Here is a 16,889-nt window from a genome sequence, read left to right on the forward strand (position 1 = left end):
CTTATTGAATCTTCTTGGCTTTCTCGAAAGCCTCGTCGATGGATCCAACCATGTAGAACGCCTGCTCGGGCAGTGCGTCACACTCGCCTTCGACAATCATCTTGAAGCCGCGCAGGGTTTCAGCCAGCGGCACGTATTTACCGGGGCTGCCGGTAAAGACTTCGGCCACGTGGAAGGGCTGCGACAGGAAGCGCTGGATCTTGCGCGCGCGCGCCACGGCCTGTTTGTCCTCAGGAGAGAGCTCGTCCATGCCCAGAATGGCGATAATGTCACGCAATTCCTTGTAACGCTGCAGTGTTTGCTGCACGCCACGGGCCACGCCGTAATGTTCTTCGCCCACAATCTGGGGATCAAGCTGACGGCTGGTGGAGTCGAGCGGATCAACAGCGGGGTAAATACCCAGCGCAGCGATGTCACGCGACAGCACGACGGTGGAATCCAGGTGAAGGAAGGTGGTCGCAGGCGAAGGGTCGGTCAAGTCATCGGCAGGCACGTAAACGGCCTGGATCGATGTGATCGAACCGGTCTTGGTCGACGTAATGCGCTCTTGCAGCTTACCCATTTCTTCGGCGAGCGTTGGCTGATAGCCTACGGCAGAAGGCATACGACCCAGCAGCGCGGACACTTCCGTACCGGCCAGGGTGTAGCGATAGATGTTATCCACAAAGAACAGGATGTCGCGGCCCTCGTCACGGAATTTCTCGGCCATGGTCAAGCCAGACAACGCCACACGCAGACGGTTGCCGGGAGGCTCGTTCATCTGGCCGAACACCATCGCAACCTTGGATTCGGAGAGGTTATCCATCTTGATAACGCCGGCCTCTGCCATTTCGTGGTAGAAGTCGTTACCCTCGCGAGTACGTTCGCCTACACCGGCAAACACGGACAGACCACTGTGCGCCTTGGCGATGTTGTTGATGAGTTCAAGCATGTTGACGGTCTTGCCCACGCCGGCGCCACCGAACAGGCCAACCTTACCGCCCTTGGCGAACGGACAAACCAGGTCGATAACCTTGATGCCGGTTTCGAGCAGCTCAACCGAAGGAGAGAGCTCATCGAATTTGGGAGCCTCCTGGTGGATGGCCCGGGTTTCGTCGCTCTGGATGGGACCACGCTCGTCGATGGGGCGGCCGAGAACGTCCATGATGCGGCCCAGGGTGCCTTCACCGACCGGGACAGAAATGCCATCACCGGTGTCAGCGACTTCCATGCCGCGGCGCAGGCCGTCGGACGAACCCATGGCAATGGTACGGACGACGCCGTCGCCAAGTTGCTGCTGCACTTCGAAAGTGAGGCCTTTTTCGGCAAAAGCGGAGCTTTCGTCGACAAGCTTGAGCGCGTTGTAGATTTTTGGAATGGAGTCGCGGGGGAACTGAATATCCACCACGGCGCCGATGCACTGAACGATGGTACCGTTGCTCATGTTTAGTCCTTGCTAAATATCTTTGACGGGATGCCTTGCTGATTACACAGCGGCAGCTCCCCCCACGATTTCTGAAATTTCTTTGGTAATGGCTGCCTGACGGGTCTTGTTGTAGACCAGTTCAAGGTCGCCGATGACTTTCTTGGCGTTGTCGGATGCCGCCTTCATGGCGACCATGCGAGCCGACTGCTCGGAAGCCATGTTTTCCGCTACCGCCTGAAACACCAGACCTTCGACGTAACGCAGCAACAGCTCGTCGATCACGGTCTTGGAGTCGGGTTCGTAGATGTAATCCCAGCCGTAGGTCGACTTGACCTTGCCCGCTTCCATTTCTTCGTTGTCCGCTTCCGAGAGGAAGGGGTCGACGAGGCTGCTGGGCAAAGGCAGCAGACGAATGAAGCTGGGATCCTGCTTCATGGTGTTTACAAAACGATTGGTGGCCAGGTACACAGCGTCGATCTTGCCATCAACGAAGTCGTCCAGCTGAACCTTGACTGCACCAATCAGGCGCTCGAGGTTGGGCGCATCGCCCAGCTGAACTTCTTGGGACACCAGATTGGCACGTATACGGGTAAGCAAGCCCGCGCCCTTGTTGCCGAACGCCGTGAATTGGGTCTTGACGCCTTTTTGCTCGAACTCTTTCAAGCGAGCCAGCACAAGACGCATAATGTTGGTGTTCAAGCCGCCACAAAGGCCTTTGTCTGTCGTGACAACCACAACGCCGACTGAGCGTACGTCGGTACGTTCAATCATGTAAGGGTGCGAATAATCGGGATGTGCCTGCATCAGATGGGCGGCAATCTCGCGCACTTTGGTCGCATAGGGACGGCCAGCACGCATCCTGTCCTGCGCTTTGCGCATTTTGGATGCCGCAACCATCTCCATGGCTTTGGTGATCTTGCGCGTGTTTTGCACGCTCTTGATCTTGGTTCGAATTTCCTTAATTCCGGCCATCGCTCTTTCCTGAAAGGGCGTTATAGCGGGACCGCCTGAGCAGTTCCCGCCTTACGGTCGGACGCCCGGGCTACCCTGCCCGGCCATCCGTGCCTTCACTCAATAAGCACCGTGCTTCTTGAACTCTTGAATGGCGGCGACCAGTTCGCCCTCGTCTTCCTTGGACAGTTCTTTTTTGTCCTGGATACGCTGGATCAATGCATCCTGTTTGCTGCGCAGGTAATCGCGCAGCGCCTTCTCGAAGGGCAGAATCTGTTCGACTTCGAGATCGTCCAGGTAGCCATTGTTGACGGCAAACAGAGACACGGCCTGTTCCCACACCGAGTTGGGCTGGTACTGGGGCTGCTTGAGCAGTTCGACCACGCGCTTACCGCGTTCGAGCTGGCGACGGGTGGCGTCGTCGAGGTCGGACGCAAACTGCGCAAAAGCGGCCAGCTCACGATACTGGGCCAGGTCGGTACGAATACCACCGGACAGCTTCTTGATGACCTTGGTCTGAGCGGAACCGCCCACGCGCGACACCGAAATACCTGCATTGATGGCGGGACGGATGCCCGCGTTGAACAGGTCGGTTTCCAGAAAGATCTGGCCGTCGGTAATGGAGATGACGTTGGTCGGCACGAAAGCGGAGACGTCGCCGGCCTGGGTTTCGATGATGGGCAGCGCCGTCAGCGAACCTGTTTTGCCCTTGACTTCGCCATTGGTGAACTTTTCGACATACTCTTCGTTGACCCGGGCAGCGCGCTCGAGCAGGCGGGAGTGCAGGTAGAAAACGTCGCCGGGGTAAGCTTCGCGGCCTGGCGGGCGGCGCAGCAACAGCGACACCTGGCGATAGGCCCAGGCTTGCTTGGTGAGGTCGTCGTAAATGATCAAGGCGTCTTCACCGCGATCGCGGAAGTATTCGCCCATGGTACACCCGGAGTAGGCAGCCAGATACTGCATGGCGGCCGATTCGGACGCCGCGGCGGCCACAACGATAGTGAACTCCATGGCGCCGTGCTCTTCGAGCTTGCGAACCACGTTGTTGATCGTGGAAGCCTTTTGCCCGATAGCGACGTACACGCAGGTGACGTTCTGGCCTTTTTGGTTGATGATGGTATCAACCGCAACAGCTGTTTTGCCGGTTTGACGGTCACCAATGATCAGTTCGCGCTGACCGCGGCCAATAGGCACCATGGCGTCGATGGCCTTGGTACCTGTTTGCAGCGGTTGCGTCACGGATTTACGTGCAATAACGCCCGGCGCGACCTTTTCGATGATGTCGGTGGCCTTGGCGTTGATGGGGCCCTTGCCGTCGATGGGAGAACCCAGCGCGTCGACAACACGGCCACGCAGTTCGGGGCCGACCGGCACTTCGAGAATGCGACCGGTAGTCTTGACCGGATCTCCTTCGGAAACACCGGTGTACTCGCCCAGAATCACCGCGCCAACGGAATCGCGCTCAAGGTTGAGCGCCAGACCGAACACGTTGTTCGGGAATTCAAGCATTTCGCCTTGCATCACATCAGACAGACCATGGATGCGGGTAATACCGTCGGTCACGGATACGACCGTGCCTTGTGTGCGAACGTCTGTGGACGCGCCCAGGCCTTCAATGCGGCTCTTGAGCAGTTCGCTGATCTCTGACGGGTTAAGTTGCATGTTCAGACTCCTGGAATCCTGTTAACTGGCCGCGTCAGGCGACCAGAGCATCGCGCATGCGGGCCAATTGGGCCTGCACGGAAGTGTCAAGTACTTGATCGCCGACGAGCACGCGTACACCGCCGATCAGGGCGGGGTCCACCGTAACGGCCGGTTTGAGCTTGAGGCCAAATTTCTTCTCGAGCCCCGACACCAGCTCTCCGACCTGCTCATCGCTGAGCTCGAAGGCGCTGGTGATCTGTGCCAGCGCAGTACCGTCGCGCTGGTTTCTGAGCACGTCGAACTGCTCGGCGATCTGCGGCAACAACAGGATGCGGTTGTTGTCGACCAACAGTTCTATGAAATTGCGCGCTGCGGCCGAAAGCGGGGTTTTGATGAGCCCGGCAAACAGGTCGACACGCTGGGCCGCATTGAGCCGCGGATCAGTCAGCGCTTCGCGCACGTCTTCCATACTTGCCACCTGGGCAAGTTCGGAAACCAGACCGGACCAGGACTCCAGGCCTGCCTGGTCGTCGAGCGCCGCAGCGAACAGCGCTTCGGCGTATGGTCTGGCAATAGTCGATAATTCAGCCATGGCTTGCCCTGAGTCTAGAGTTGAGCCTTAAGCTGATCCAACAGCTTGGCATGAGCCTGTGCATCGACCTCGCGCTGGAGAATCTGCTCTGCACCCTTGACCGCCAGCACGGCCACATCATTGCGCAGACCTTCGCGCAGGCGCTGGACTTCCTGGACGGCGTCCTGACGAGCTTGAGCCAAAATACGGGCCTTTTCGGCCTCGGCTTCGCGGCGAGCTTCGTCTATCATGACTGCGGCCTGTTTCTCGGCCTCGACCATGCGAGCATGGTTTTCCGTTTTGGCAGAAGCCTCTATCAGGCTGATGCGCGCCTGAGCCTGAGCCAGATCCGCCTTGCCTTTGTCGGCGGCCGCAAGGCCATCGGCAATTTTCTGGCGGCGGTCATCCATTGCTTTCGTGAGCGGCGGCCATACGAATTTCATCGTAAACCAGCCTAGCACGAAAAACACGATCATCTGAAAAAAGAGAGTCGCGTTTAAATTCACGGTCGTTTCCCTTTAAGCCACTCGTGCCAGGCAGCGACGCCACATGACACTTGATATTCAAGCCGCAAGCGCGCACCGGGCCGCCTGCGGCTGCTTGTCCCGCAAAAAGCGGGCTGCGTTTGCCCTGTTAAACGAAGGGGTTGGCGAACGCAAACAGCATGGCGATACCGACACCGATCAGGAAGGCGGCGTCAATAAGACCGGCCAGCAGGAACATCTTGGTTTGCAAAGCGTTCATCAGTTCAGGCTGACGAGCCGAAGCTTCCAGGTATTTGCCCCCCATCAGAGCGATACCAATGCAAGCACCGATAGCACCCAGACCAATAATAAGACCGCAAGCAAGAGCAACGAAAGCAACGTTGGTCATGACAACTCCTTGGTTAAAAACCGTGTAATCAAAAAGTCAAAAAGTATCGCAAGAAAATCCTGCACCCCCGGCCGGCGGACGAATCCACCTGCACCGAAACCTATTTAATGGCTATCGTGAGCCTGACCAACATAAACCAGGGTCAGCATCATGAAGATAAAGGCCTGCAGCAGCACGATCAGAATGTGGAAAATAGCCCACACCGAACCCGCCAATATATGACCAATACCCAAGCCCAAGCTTGCGCCATTAAAGCCCGTCCATGCGCCGCCAAGCAGGGCGATCAACATGAAAATGAGTTCACCGGCAAACATGTTGCCGAACAACCGCATGCCCAGCGAAACCGATTTGGCAGCGTACTCGATGCAGTTCAAAAGGAAGTTGAACGGAGCAAGCACCAGCCCGGCAAGGCCCGGAGCGTGGAAGGGCGCGGTAAACAGACCCTTCACGAAACCGCCGGGATGGTGGATCTTGATGCCGTAGTAGAACATCAGGAGCAACACGCCCAGGGACATGCCCATGGGCACGTTCAGGTCGGCAGTGGGAAGGATGCGGTGATAATAGAGAATGTCGCCGTGATGAGTGCCAAGACCGGTTACCTTGAAGATCCAGGGCAGGATATCGACAGGCACGAGGTCGAGCATGTTCATCAGGATGATCCAGAGAAACACGGTGAGCGCAAGCGGCGATACAAAAAGACGCGATTTTGCGCTGGGAATAATGCTCTTGGCCTGCTCTTCGACCATATCGACGAGCATTTCGACGGAAACCTGGAAGCGGCCAGGAACTCCCGTGGTGGCGCGCTTGGCGGCGCGCCAGAGAAAGAAGACAACAACCAGGCCTGTAAGAATGGCCCAGAAAAGGGAATCGTAGTTGACGAAACCGAAATCAGCGATGGCCGACTGCTTTTGGCCGGCGTTATTCAGGTGAACCAAGTGATGCTGAATGTACCCGGACTGTGGCGATATATCACTAGCAGCCATCTGAATGAACCTTTATCCCGTTAACGAGCGCGCAACGCCCGTGAATCAATAAAACAACTACGGCAACCTGCGAAACAGCAACAGCAGCACATAGCCTTTCAATACACACAACAGACCAACCAGCAAGGCCGGCCAGACTATCCAGCCCGACCCCAGCCAGGCGGCCAGGCCCAGCGTAAGCACCGCAGCCCCCAGCTTGAAAGCCTCACCCACGAAAAAGGTGAAGGGAGTGGATGTTACCGGCCCCCAGAGACCTGCCAGCAAACGCAACGCAAACAACCCATTTGGGATCAGGTAGGCACCGCCTCCGATCAGCGCGGACCATGCCGCAGCCGCCCCGGAAACCAGACCACACACCAGTATTGCTGCACCCAGCATGACCGTCTGGGCAACCAGCGCCCGGACGAGTCCTTTGCTTGCACGTAGATGTATGGCCGCGCGGTCGTGCTCACTCAGAGACAACCTTTCGGCACCCGCCCCCCCTGCTGTATCGTCAGGTTCGCAGCCGCGTTGAACATCGTTTGTATCCATTGCCAGCGACCGCATACCTATTTAATTACTGCGAGGCGTCAAACCCATGGAGTATAGCTTTATTTTTTATTCGTAAGCAACTTGTAAGGCAATAATCTGTGGGTTGCTACCTACATTTTGTTAGCGATGCTTGAATGCCGGCTTGCGTTTCTCGACAAAGGCGGTCATGCCCTCTTTCTGGTCTTCGGTGGCAAATAAGGCATGAAAATTACGACGCTCGAACATTAATGTATCGTTCAGCGAGCCCTCGTAGGCCATGTTGACACACTCCTTGGCCATGATCACGGAGGGCAGCGACATCGACGCGATCGCAGTGGCGGCCTCCAGGGCTACGTCCATCAATTTGTCCAGCGGCACCACGCGAGAGACCAACCCGGCACGCTCGGCTTCTTCAGCATCCATCATGCGGGCGGTAAGCACAAGATCCATCGCCTTGGATTTGGCCACTGCGCGCGGCAGCCGCTGCGTGCCCCCAAAACCGGGTATGACACCCAGCTTGATTTCAGGCTGGCCAAATCGGGCGTTATCCGCGGCAATGATAATGTCGCAAGTCATGGCAAGCTCGCAGCCACCGCCGAGCGCATAACCCGCAACGGCCGCGATGATTGGCTTGCGTATGCGTCTGAGCGAATCCCAGTTGCCGCCCAGATAATCCTTTTTATATACATCCATGTACGACCAGCTCTGCATGGCGCCAATATCGGCGCCGGCCGCAAAAGCCTTTTCGCTGCCCGTCAACACCATGACGCTGATGCCTTCGTCGGCGTCGAATGCGCGCATGGCCTCCGCCAGCTGATCGATCAGCTCGTTGCTCAGCGCGTTCAGCTGCTTGGGCCGATCCAGAGTGATGATGGCTATCCGGCCACGTGTTTCGGTCTTGATCATAGGCTCGCTCATGCCGTCTCCTGACAAAGTTAATATATGGGGATGAGAAAAGAATCCATACTTTATACCGTAACGCCCAGCGATCCGTCTGGTCATCGGATGACAATTCAGTTGCTCATTCAAAAGCCATCGTCCACCGGCCAAGTACTGTCGCTGCCCGCCTGGATCCCTGGCAGCTATCTGATTCGGGATTTTTCCAGGCAAATCGAACAAATCTCGGCCACTTGCCGCAACAGGCCAGTCGCGCTTCGCAAGACGGGCGATCATACCTGGCGCTGCGCCCCGGTCACGGGACCGCTGCTTGTTGAATATACCGTTTATGCCTGGGATCTTTCCGTGCGTGGCGCGCATGTCGACGAGCGCCATGCCTTCTTTAACGGCACCAGTGTGTTCCTGTGCGTTCAGGGCCAAGAAGCCCTGCCATGTCACGTAAAACTATGCCCTCCGCCTCACGCTCGCAACTGGAAGGTCTACACCAGCCTGCCGGAGGCAGCCGGCCATGCGGATGCTGCGCCGCGACATGGCTTCGGCATGTACCGCGCGCCAGACTACGACGCCCTGATCGACCATCCCGTCGAAATGGGCACGCCGCAGGTCGCGAGGTTTCGCGTGCACGGTGCCCCGCACGAATTGGTTTTTACCGGCGTCATACCCAATCTCGACCTTCAGCGCATTGCTGTCGATGTGCGCCGCATTTGCAGCACGCAGATTTCGTTTTTCGAACCTGACACCCACACCGCGCCATTCCTGGACAGCGCTGATCGCTATGTGTTCATGACCACTGTCACGGATAACGGATACGGCGGTCTGGAACATCGCGCCTCGACAGCGCTGATGGCGTCGCGACGCGACCTGCCCACTGTGGGGCGGACCGACACGGGCGAGGGCTACCAGACGTTTCTTGGCCTGGTAAGCCACGAATATTTCCATACGTGGAACGTCAAACGCATCAAGCCTGCCGCCTTTGCGCCGTATAACCTGACCCGCAGCACGCCAACCACCTTGCTTTGGGTGTTCGAAGGCTTCACGTCTTACTATGACGATCTGATGCTCCTGAGGGCCGGCGTCATCACCGAAGCAGATTACCTGCGCATGGTGGGCAAGACTATCAGCAGCGTCCATAGCGCCCCCGGGCGTTTCAAGCAAAGCGTGGCTGAAAGCTCGTTTGACGCCTGGACGCGCTACTACAAGCAGGACGAGAACTCACCCAATGCCCTGGTCAGCTACTACACCAAGGGCTCACTGGTTGCGCTGGGGCTGGATATCACCCTGCGCCAAGCCACTGATGGCAGGCGTTCGCTGGATGATGTCATGCATCTGCTCTGGGAGCGTTACGGACGCGACTTTTACCAGGGCGGCGGGAAAGGTGTTCCGGAAAAGGCGTTGCCCGGCCTTATTCGCGAAGCAACCGGCATCGATGTGTCGTCGTTTATCGAGCGCTATGTTATGGGCCGCGAAGACGTACCGCTCGATACCTTGCTGGCCCATCAGGGTATTGCGCTCAGTTGGAAGCCGACAAACAATCTGCCCTCGCTGCAGGCTCGCATCAAGGTCGAACAGGGGGAATCAAAGCTTGCCACCGTTTACGAGGGTGGCGCCGCACACCAGGCCGGCCTTTCCGCTGGCGATACCCTGATTGCCCTGGACGGTCTGAGGGTTAGCGATGCGGCGTCTTTGAACCAATTGCTGGCGGCGTATCAGCCAGGCGATGTCGTGCAAGCCCATGTATTCAGGCGTGACGAATTGCGTGTTTTCAGCCTCACGCTGGCGGCGCCGCCTGAAAGCGAATGCGTGCTCACACGCATCGAACCGGCACCCGGCACTCAATAAATACGGTCGGGCGTTGCCAGAAGGATTCAGCGCCCCGCTTCGACCCTGGCCTGTATCGCTTTGGCGGCGGTCACCCCGTCCGCCAAGGCAGTTACGACACAAGGATGCTGGCGCTGGGCGACTTCGCCTATTGCATACACGCCGGGGAAGCTGGTCTGGGCGGTGGCCTGATCCGTGGCAATAAAACCCCGTGCACTGCGCCTCAGGTTCAGGGTAGCGGCAAAGCGCGTGCACGGCTCCCAACCATAGAACACCATGATCAGGTCGTACGGTTGGCCATTTACCGTGCGGGCCTGCGCATCAACGACATAGTCGCCGACTGTGACAGCGTCCAGCGGGAATTGATGCACGAACTGGCGCTGCGCCCTGACGGTGCGCGCAAACAGGCGAACAGTACGGGCGCCATGCTCCAGCGCATAGAGCGCATTTTCGAAAGCATTATCGCCGCCGCCCAAGACCGCAATCTTTTTGTTGCGAAAGTCTTGGGCAACGATATGGCTGCCCGGGCCTGTGAGAATGCCATCCGTTTGCGGAACAGATGCCGTGCCTGCCGGAATGCCGCCCGGACAATGACCTGCCTGCCTTGTCCGCAGAGCAGTGTTCTCTGCCTGAGCCAGCGCGCGCGCGCGCACACCCGTCGCCAACACCAAATGGCGGGCATACAGCGGATCGGGCAGGCCCGCCACGCGCAGCGCAAAACCAGAGGCGAGCGTATCGGCTGCCAAGGCCATGGCATCGACGCGCTCAACCCGACTGGAGAGTCGCGTATCCACACCCGCCTGTGTCAGGCTTCTTGCAAGATTGGCAGCGACCTCGGGACCTGTTGCACCGGGCAGCGACGCATTCCACTCATCGGCAAACGGATGGCTGCGACACAGGCCGCCCACCGCGTCGCCTGACTCGAGCAGCACAGGCTGCAAGCCCAGGCGCGCGAGCCAGACTGCGCAGGAAACGCCTGCCGGCCCGGCGCCCACAATTGCCGCGTCATAGGGGATAGTGCCTGCGTTCATATGAATTCCAACATACAATTCAATCTATTCTACAAGGCCCGACTATGCCCACACGACGCGTTTTCTTTTCGCAGCTTGCGCTCGACGCACGCATCGGTATCCTCGAACACGAACTGCGCGCAACCCAGCCACTGCATATCGATGCCGAGTTCGACGTCGACGTCACGCAGGAAGTACACGACCAGAATATACAAACCGTGCTCGACTATCGCCTGTTGCGCAACGCTGTCGTCGATGAGTGCACCAGATCGCACGTCAATCTGCTCGAAACGCTGAGTGAACGCGTGGTGGAACGCATTCTGGCTGATTTCCCCGCCGTGCAGCACGTTAAAATACGCATCAGCAAGCCACTGGCGTTTTCCGACTGCGCTTCCGTGGGTATAGAGCTCCAGCGCGGGCGCTGATCCTCACAGCGACACCATTCCCATTTGCCATGCAATCCGATACGCTTCAGACAACCATTACTGACTCTCCAGACGCCGACAGCCGCCGCGCCCAAAAGCAGCGGCACAACGACAACAAGCTGGCCAAGCGTCTTATACGCGAAACCGGGCGCGCCATCAACGATTTCAACATGATCGAAAATGGCGACAAGGTCATGGTCTGTCTTTCGGGCGGCAAGGATTCCTACAGCTTGCTGGACATCCTCCTGACGCTGAAAGCGCGGGCGCCCATCGACTTCGACATCATTGCCGTCAATCTCGACCAGAAACAGCCCGGTTTTCCTGACCATATCCTGCCTGAATACCTGCGTGGCCTGGGCGTCCCCTTCCATATCGAAACGCAAGACACCTATTCCATCGTTACCCGGGTCATCCCCGAGGGCAAGACCATGTGCTCGCTATGCTCGCGGCTGCGGCGCGGCATTTTGTACCGGGTCGCCAGCGAACTGGGCGCAACCAAGATCGCGCTGGGCCATCATCGCGACGATATCCTCGGCACCTTCTTCCTGAACCTGTTCTACGGCGGGCGCATGAAGGCCATGCCGCCCAAGCTGATGTCCGACGATGGCAAGCATATCGTCATCCGCCCGCTGGCCTATGTGCCTGAAAAAGACCTGATCAGCTATGCGCAATACAAGCAGTTTCCCATCATCCCCTGCAATCTGTGCGGTTCACAGGAAAACCTGAAACGCAAGGAAGTGACCCGCATGATTGCAGAGTGGGACCGCAGTTTCCCCGGGCGCTCCTGGAATATATTTGGCGCCCTGTCGCGCGTTGTGCCCACCCACCTGATGGACCGCGAGCTGTTTGATTTCGTGGGCATCACGGCCAATGGCGAATCGTTCGAGAACGGCGACAAAGCATTTGATGCCGAAGACTTCGATGTGCCGCCACCCTCGGCTGCCCACCTTGACGATGACGCGCCCGACAACAATGGCGGCCTCGACACACTGATTCCCAGGATTGTTGCGCGGTCACGCCATCAACCCTGATGTCTGCGGGACTGACAAGCAAGCAGTGTGGATGTTACCCTTGAAAAAGATGAAGCACGTTGACCACGTGCTTTTTTCTTTTTGCACATCGCCAGAGGGAGACAGCCGAGTGAAGCTGAGTACGGCCAACGACACTTTGAGCCGGCGCATCTGGACGCGCCTGATGACACTGATGCCGATATTGCTGTTGATCAGCATGGTGGCAGCCGGAAATCCAACCTGGGCGGCAGAAGACACATCTGCTGCTGATTCAAGCCAGCCTGCCTCAAGCGAAGCAGGCCGCTCCAACCCATCCACACAGGAGGGCGCTGCGGTCGAAGGGGCGTCCTATGCCGCGCTGGCCAACCTGCTGGAGAACGACAAGACCAGAAAGCAGTTGATCGAGCAACTGCGCGCCATGGCCCCTTCTGACGGCGATGGCGCTTCATCATCCGCAACACCGGCTGTCGGCACGGAAGCATCCCCCCAGGCAGAAGCCGACCTTCCTCTCTCGCAGCGCCTTGCCCTGCAGCTGGAGAACTTCACCACGAGCCTGGCCAAGGACTTCTCGCAAACCAACGAAGTCATCAAGGCACTGGCGACAGGGCAATCCGTACCCGGCGCCCCCATACAACGCGCTGCGCCCGCGCTCAAAGTGCTGCTCGCCACGGTGATTGCCGTGCTGGTTGCCTACCTGCTGCTGCGTCTGGTCGCCAAGGTCGGCTTTACCCGGCTGAACGTATGGATACAGAAAGACAATGGCCAGCCATTGTTCGGCCCGCGCGTCCCCACGCCCGAAGAGAGCATGGGCCCCGCGCAGCGACGATTTCCCGGCGTACGCCTGAGTCGCAAGCTTCTGGGCGTTATCGCCGCCTTGCTTATTGATGTATCGGCCACCTTTCTCGCCGCGCTGGCCGGTTACCTTTGCGCGATCACACTTGCGCAAAGCAGCAGTCACACCACTTTTGCGCTCCAGTTCCTGAGCGCGTTCTTCATGATTGAAGTCGTCAAGGCCCTGTCGCGCGGCGTGTTCGCCACGCGGTACGATCACCTGCGCCTGCTGCCGATTTCCCCAGAAGCGGCAAACTACTGGAATCATTGGCTGACTCGCCTGATCGGGCTGACTGGCTACGCACTCATGGCCGTTGTGCCTATCGTCGAGGCCGTGTTCCTGCCGTCTGTCGCGCAGATCGTTGGCCTGCTGATCATGCTGGGCATTTATATCTATGCGGTAAGGGTTGTCTGGAGCAACCGGAAAACGGTACGCACCGGCCTGCTGCACCACGCAGAATCATCCAGCATTGCGATACTGGGAACGCTGTTGAGAGTACTGGGGCGATTGTGGCATGTGCTGGCCATCGCTTACTTCACCGTGCTGCTGGTTGTCAGCCAGACCAATCAGCACGAAGCGCTTGAGTTCATGGCCAGCGCCACAATACAGAGCGTGGCAGCTGTCATCCTGGGCATGCTGCTGGGCGGCATCCTTACCCGATTGTTGGCGCATCGCCTGGCCTTGCCGGATCGCTGGCGGCAGTCTTTCCCATCGCTGGAACGACGCCTGAACTCCTACGTACCTGCGACCCTAAGAATGGTGCGCCTGCTGATTCTGATCATTGTGTCCCTCGTTGTGCTCGACGCCTGGCATGCGTTCGATTTGGTCGGATGGCTGGAATCCGCGAGCGGCCGCACTGTTGTGGGACACCTGTTTCGCATCGCCATCATTCTTGGCTTTGCCGCGCTGAGCTGGACCATTGTCGCCAGCATCATTGAACACCGCATGGGTGGCCAGGGGGTCAGGCGGGCAACCGAACGCGAAAAAACGCTGTTGATGCTGTTCCGCAATGCGACGGCCATTGTGATCGCGACCATGACAATCCTGATCCTGCTGTCGCAGATAGGTATCAATATTGGCCCACTCATTGCGGGCGCCGGCGTCGCGGGCCTGGCCATCGGTTTTGGCGCGCAGAAGCTGGTGCAGGACGTCATCACGGGGGTGTTCATCCAGCTGGAAAACGGCATGAACACGAACGATATCGTTGAGGTCGCCGGGCTGTTTGGCACAGTCGAGAAAATCACGATTCGTTCCGTCATGATACGGACGCTGGATGGCGGCTTTCATCTGATTCCGTTTTCCGTTATCGATAGGGTGTCCAACCACACGCGCGATTTTGGCTATCACTACGGTGAATACAACATCGCGCATCGCGAAAGCGTCGACGAAGCCATTGCCCAGTTGCGCCTGGCCTTCCAGGATCTGAAAGCGGATGCCGCGTTGGCGCCGGAAATTCTGGAAGACATTGATATTCCGGGCGTAACCGCCCTGAACGAACGGGGCTTTACGATACGCGTGCTGATCAAGACGACGCCGGGCAATCAATGGGCTGTGCAGCGTGGCTTCAATCGGTATGTGAAGCAGCGCTTTGACGCTGCCGGTATCGAACTACCGTATCCGCAGACGGTCGTGCACTTCGGGCGCGACAAGTCCGGTTACGCCGCCCCCGTCGATGTGCGGGGCGTGGATGCGATGAAAGAAAAACTGGAAGGCGCCGTGCCTGCACCGGGACAGACAACGCGGCCTACGCCCAAGCCCGCTACGTAAGAACAAAGCAGAGGTGTCCTTCGACGCACGTCAAAGAACTGGGCGGTGGGCTTATTCGTCAGGCATCAAACCCTGTGCGGCAAGCCTTGGGGGTGCCGCGGGAGGCACTCCATTTAGCAAATCACGCCCACGGCAGCGTAAACGTTTTGCCATTGGTGAAGGACTTGATGGCTTCCTGCACGCCTTCCTTGTAGCCCAGGCCTGAATCCTTGATGCCGCCAAACGGCGTGAGCTCAATGCGATATCCTGGCACTTCCCAGATGTTGACATTGCCCACATGCAGCTCGTTGGCGAACCGCGTGGCGTAATCCATGCGATTGGTGCAGACCCCTGAGGACAAGCCGAAGGCGGTGCCATTGGATATACGGATGGCGTCGTCTATATCTTTGAAGACGATGATAGGCGACACCGGCCCAAAGGTTTCTTGGCGCACCAGGGCCATGTCCGGATGGACATTGTCCAGCACCGTCGGCGAGTACAGCGCGCCGTCACGATGATTGCCGATCAGCAATCGCGCACCCTGAGACACCGCCGCATTGACGCGCTGTTCGAACAACATGGCAGCCGCCTCATCAATCACCGTACCCATGTCGGTGTCGGCATCCATGGGATCGCCATATCGCCAATGCCTCGTTTTTTCTACCACCATTTCGGTAAACTCGCCCACCAACGAAGCGTGCACCAACATGCGCTTGACGGCGGTGCAGCGCTGGCCCGAGTTTTTGTAAGAGCCTTGCACAGCCAGCTCCGCAGCGCGCTCGATGTCTGCGTCTTCCATGACGATGAGCGGATCGTTTCCGCCCAGCTCCAGCACAATACGCCGGTACCCTGCCCTGGCTGCTATATGTTTGCCGATGGCCACGCCACCCGTGAACGTGATGAGATCAACATGCGGATTGCCGATCAGCTCGTCTGCAATCTCGCGAGGATCGCCCGTGACAATCTGCAGCATTTCCGGCGGCAAGCCCGCCTCGTAAAGCAGCTCGGCAAAATAACAAGCCGACAAAGGCACTTTTTCGGATGGTTTTAGCACCATGCGGTTGTTCGTCGCAATGCTGGGCACAACCTTATGAGCCACTTGATTCATCGGATGATTGAAAGGGGTGATGGCCGTAATCACGCCCTGCAGCGGTTCGCGCATGGTAATGACTTTGCGGCGCTTTCCGTGCGGCGTAAGATCGCAGGAGAAGACCTGCCCATCGTCGCGCAAGGCCTCGTTGGCGCCAAAATTGAGCACATCGGCCACGCGCCCTATTTCGTAGATGGCGTCTTTCTGGCAAAGCCCTGATTCCAGACTGATGAGACGCGCTGCTTCGGCAAGGCGCATGCGCAACATTGCGGCGGCGCGATTCATGATGTCAGCGCGTTCGTAACGGCTCAACGCGGGTCGATACGCCTGTGCAATGCGGAATGCTTCGCGGACCTGATCGACGGTGGCCATCGCCACGACGCCAATGCGGGCCCCGGTATAAGGGTGATGAACGTCGAGAAAACGCTCACTATGTGCGGGCTCGCCACCCAGGAGTAAGGGCTTTGTCATGAACAAGGGATGATCCTGAACCAAAGCTTGCTCCATTCAAACAGTATATGCCTGGCCGGCGTGCATCATGCATCCGGCCTGCGCGTATCACGCCATCCCCGTCCAATGAGGGCCCGGGATATTGATATCAAACATTTCCAGCACGCGGGCGACGGTGTGATCCACCATTTCGTCCAGCGTTTTGGGATGGTGATAAAACGCTGGCAAGGGCGGGAAGATGATGCCGCCCATTTCGGTCACAGACGTCATGTTGCGCAAATGCGCAAGATTGAAAGGTGTTTCGCGCACCATCATGACCAGCCGGCGGCGCTCTTTAAGCGTCACATCGGCCGCCCGTGTGATCAGGTTATCGGAAAACCCGTGGGCAACTGCCGCTAGCGTACGCATGGAGCACGGCACCACAACCATGCCGGCGGTGGCAAACCCACCGCTCGCCAGCGCAGCACCTACATCGCGAAAACTGTAGACTTTGTCAGCCAGCGCATGCACCTGCTGCCTGTCCATGCCAAGCTCGTACTTGATATTGAGCACACCCGGCGGCGAAACCACCAGGTGCGACTCAACATCGGCTACGCCCCGCAGTGCCTGCAGCATGCGCACCGCATAAATGGCCCCCGTTGCCCCCGTAACGCCTATAACCAGCCGGCGCAGCG

16 protein-coding genes are annotated in these 16,889 nt (G+C 58.3%); 4 read left to right on the plus strand and 12 right to left on the minus strand.

Features of this window, described 5'->3' with window-relative positions:
* Window position 1: 1 nt before the first annotated feature.
* The 9 genes from atpD to ERE07_RS07430 all read right to left on the minus strand — a co-directional run bounded on the left by atpD (window position 2) and on the right by ERE07_RS07430 (window position 7,855).
* Window positions 2-1,423 carry a F0F1 ATP synthase subunit beta gene (gene atpD, locus ERE07_RS07390; RefSeq protein WP_130008159.1) on the minus strand — a complete coding sequence of 474 codons (1,422 nt, stop codon included), beginning with the start codon at window positions 1,421-1,423 and terminating at the stop codon, window positions 2-4.
* A gap of 42 nt (window positions 1,424-1,465) precedes the next feature.
* Complete coding sequence (gene atpG / locus ERE07_RS07395; RefSeq protein WP_130008160.1) at window positions 1,466-2,377, minus strand: F0F1 ATP synthase subunit gamma; 912 nt, start codon at window positions 2,375-2,377, stop codon at window positions 1,466-1,468.
* Between the two features lie 99 nt (window positions 2,378-2,476).
* The gene (atpA, locus tag ERE07_RS07400; RefSeq protein WP_130008161.1) at window positions 2,477-4,018 is read right to left on the minus strand and encodes a F0F1 ATP synthase subunit alpha; all 1,542 of its coding nucleotides are present in this window, start codon (window positions 4,016-4,018) and stop codon (window positions 2,477-2,479) included.
* A gap of 34 nt (window positions 4,019-4,052) precedes the next feature.
* On the minus strand, window positions 4,053-4,592 hold the full coding sequence (locus tag ERE07_RS07405) for a F0F1 ATP synthase subunit delta (RefSeq protein WP_130008162.1): 540 nt from the start codon (window positions 4,590-4,592) through the stop codon (window positions 4,053-4,055).
* 14 nt (window positions 4,593-4,606) lie between these two features.
* Window positions 4,607-5,077: a F0F1 ATP synthase subunit B gene (locus tag ERE07_RS07410; protein WP_130008163.1), complete on the minus strand. Its 471-nt coding sequence runs from the start codon at window positions 5,075-5,077 to the stop codon at window positions 4,607-4,609.
* 127 nt (window positions 5,078-5,204) lie between these two features.
* Window positions 5,205-5,444, minus strand: coding sequence for a F0F1 ATP synthase subunit C (gene atpE, locus ERE07_RS07415; protein WP_130008164.1), 240 nt, complete (start codon window positions 5,442-5,444; stop codon window positions 5,205-5,207).
* 104 nt (window positions 5,445-5,548) lie between these two features.
* A complete protein-coding gene (atpB, locus tag ERE07_RS07420; RefSeq protein WP_130008165.1) occupies window positions 5,549-6,427 on the minus strand; it encodes a F0F1 ATP synthase subunit A in 879 nt (292 codons plus the stop codon).
* Window positions 6,428-6,484: 57 nt separating this feature from the next.
* A complete protein-coding gene (locus tag ERE07_RS07425) occupies window positions 6,485-6,958 on the minus strand; it encodes an ATP synthase subunit I (protein ID WP_130008166.1) in 474 nt (157 codons plus the stop codon).
* Between the two features lie 120 nt (window positions 6,959-7,078).
* Window positions 7,079-7,855, minus strand: a complete 777-nt coding sequence (locus ERE07_RS07430; RefSeq protein ID WP_130008167.1) for an enoyl-CoA hydratase — start codon at window positions 7,853-7,855, stop codon at window positions 7,079-7,081.
* A gap of 24 nt (window positions 7,856-7,879) precedes the next feature.
* On the opposite strand from ERE07_RS07430, the gene ERE07_RS07435 reads away from it, so the two are divergent.
* Window positions 7,880-9,673, plus strand: a complete 1,794-nt coding sequence (locus ERE07_RS07435; protein WP_425330958.1) for a M61 family metallopeptidase — start codon at window positions 7,880-7,882, stop codon at window positions 9,671-9,673.
* Between the two features lie 26 nt (window positions 9,674-9,699).
* On the opposite strand, the gene ERE07_RS07440 is transcribed toward ERE07_RS07435, so the two are convergent.
* Window positions 9,700-10,683, minus strand: coding sequence for an NAD(P)/FAD-dependent oxidoreductase (locus ERE07_RS07440; RefSeq protein ID WP_130008169.1), 984 nt, complete (start codon window positions 10,681-10,683; stop codon window positions 9,700-9,702).
* 44 nt (window positions 10,684-10,727) lie between these two features.
* Here ERE07_RS07440 and folB point away from each other — a divergent pair, with 44 nt between their 5' ends.
* From folB to ERE07_RS07455, 3 genes are all read left to right on the plus strand, one after another.
* Entirely contained in the window at window positions 10,728-11,087 is a 360-nt protein-coding gene (gene folB / locus ERE07_RS07445; RefSeq protein ID WP_130008170.1) for a dihydroneopterin aldolase, read from the plus strand.
* Window positions 11,088-11,116: 29 nt separating this feature from the next.
* Window positions 11,117-12,118: a tRNA 2-thiocytidine(32) synthetase TtcA gene (ttcA, locus tag ERE07_RS07450; protein ID WP_130008171.1), complete on the plus strand. Its 1,002-nt coding sequence runs from the start codon at window positions 11,117-11,119 to the stop codon at window positions 12,116-12,118.
* 109 nt (window positions 12,119-12,227) lie between these two features.
* Complete coding sequence (locus ERE07_RS07455) at window positions 12,228-14,696, plus strand: mechanosensitive ion channel domain-containing protein (protein WP_245153519.1); 2,469 nt, start codon at window positions 12,228-12,230, stop codon at window positions 14,694-14,696.
* Window positions 14,697-14,817: 121 nt separating this feature from the next.
* On the opposite strand, the gene phnY is transcribed toward ERE07_RS07455, so the two are convergent.
* Complete coding sequence (phnY, locus tag ERE07_RS07460; protein ID WP_245153520.1) at window positions 14,818-16,236, minus strand: phosphonoacetaldehyde dehydrogenase; 1,419 nt, start codon at window positions 16,234-16,236, stop codon at window positions 14,818-14,820.
* Window positions 16,237-16,323: 87 nt separating this feature from the next.
* Complete coding sequence (locus ERE07_RS07465) at window positions 16,324-16,887, minus strand: UbiX family flavin prenyltransferase (RefSeq protein ID WP_130008316.1); 564 nt, start codon at window positions 16,885-16,887, stop codon at window positions 16,324-16,326.
* Window positions 16,888-16,889: the final 2 nt, after the last annotated feature.

The organism is Allopusillimonas ginsengisoli, assembly GCF_004153455.1.
GTDB lineage: Bacteria > Pseudomonadota > Gammaproteobacteria > Burkholderiales > Burkholderiaceae_B > Allopusillimonas > Allopusillimonas ginsengisoli.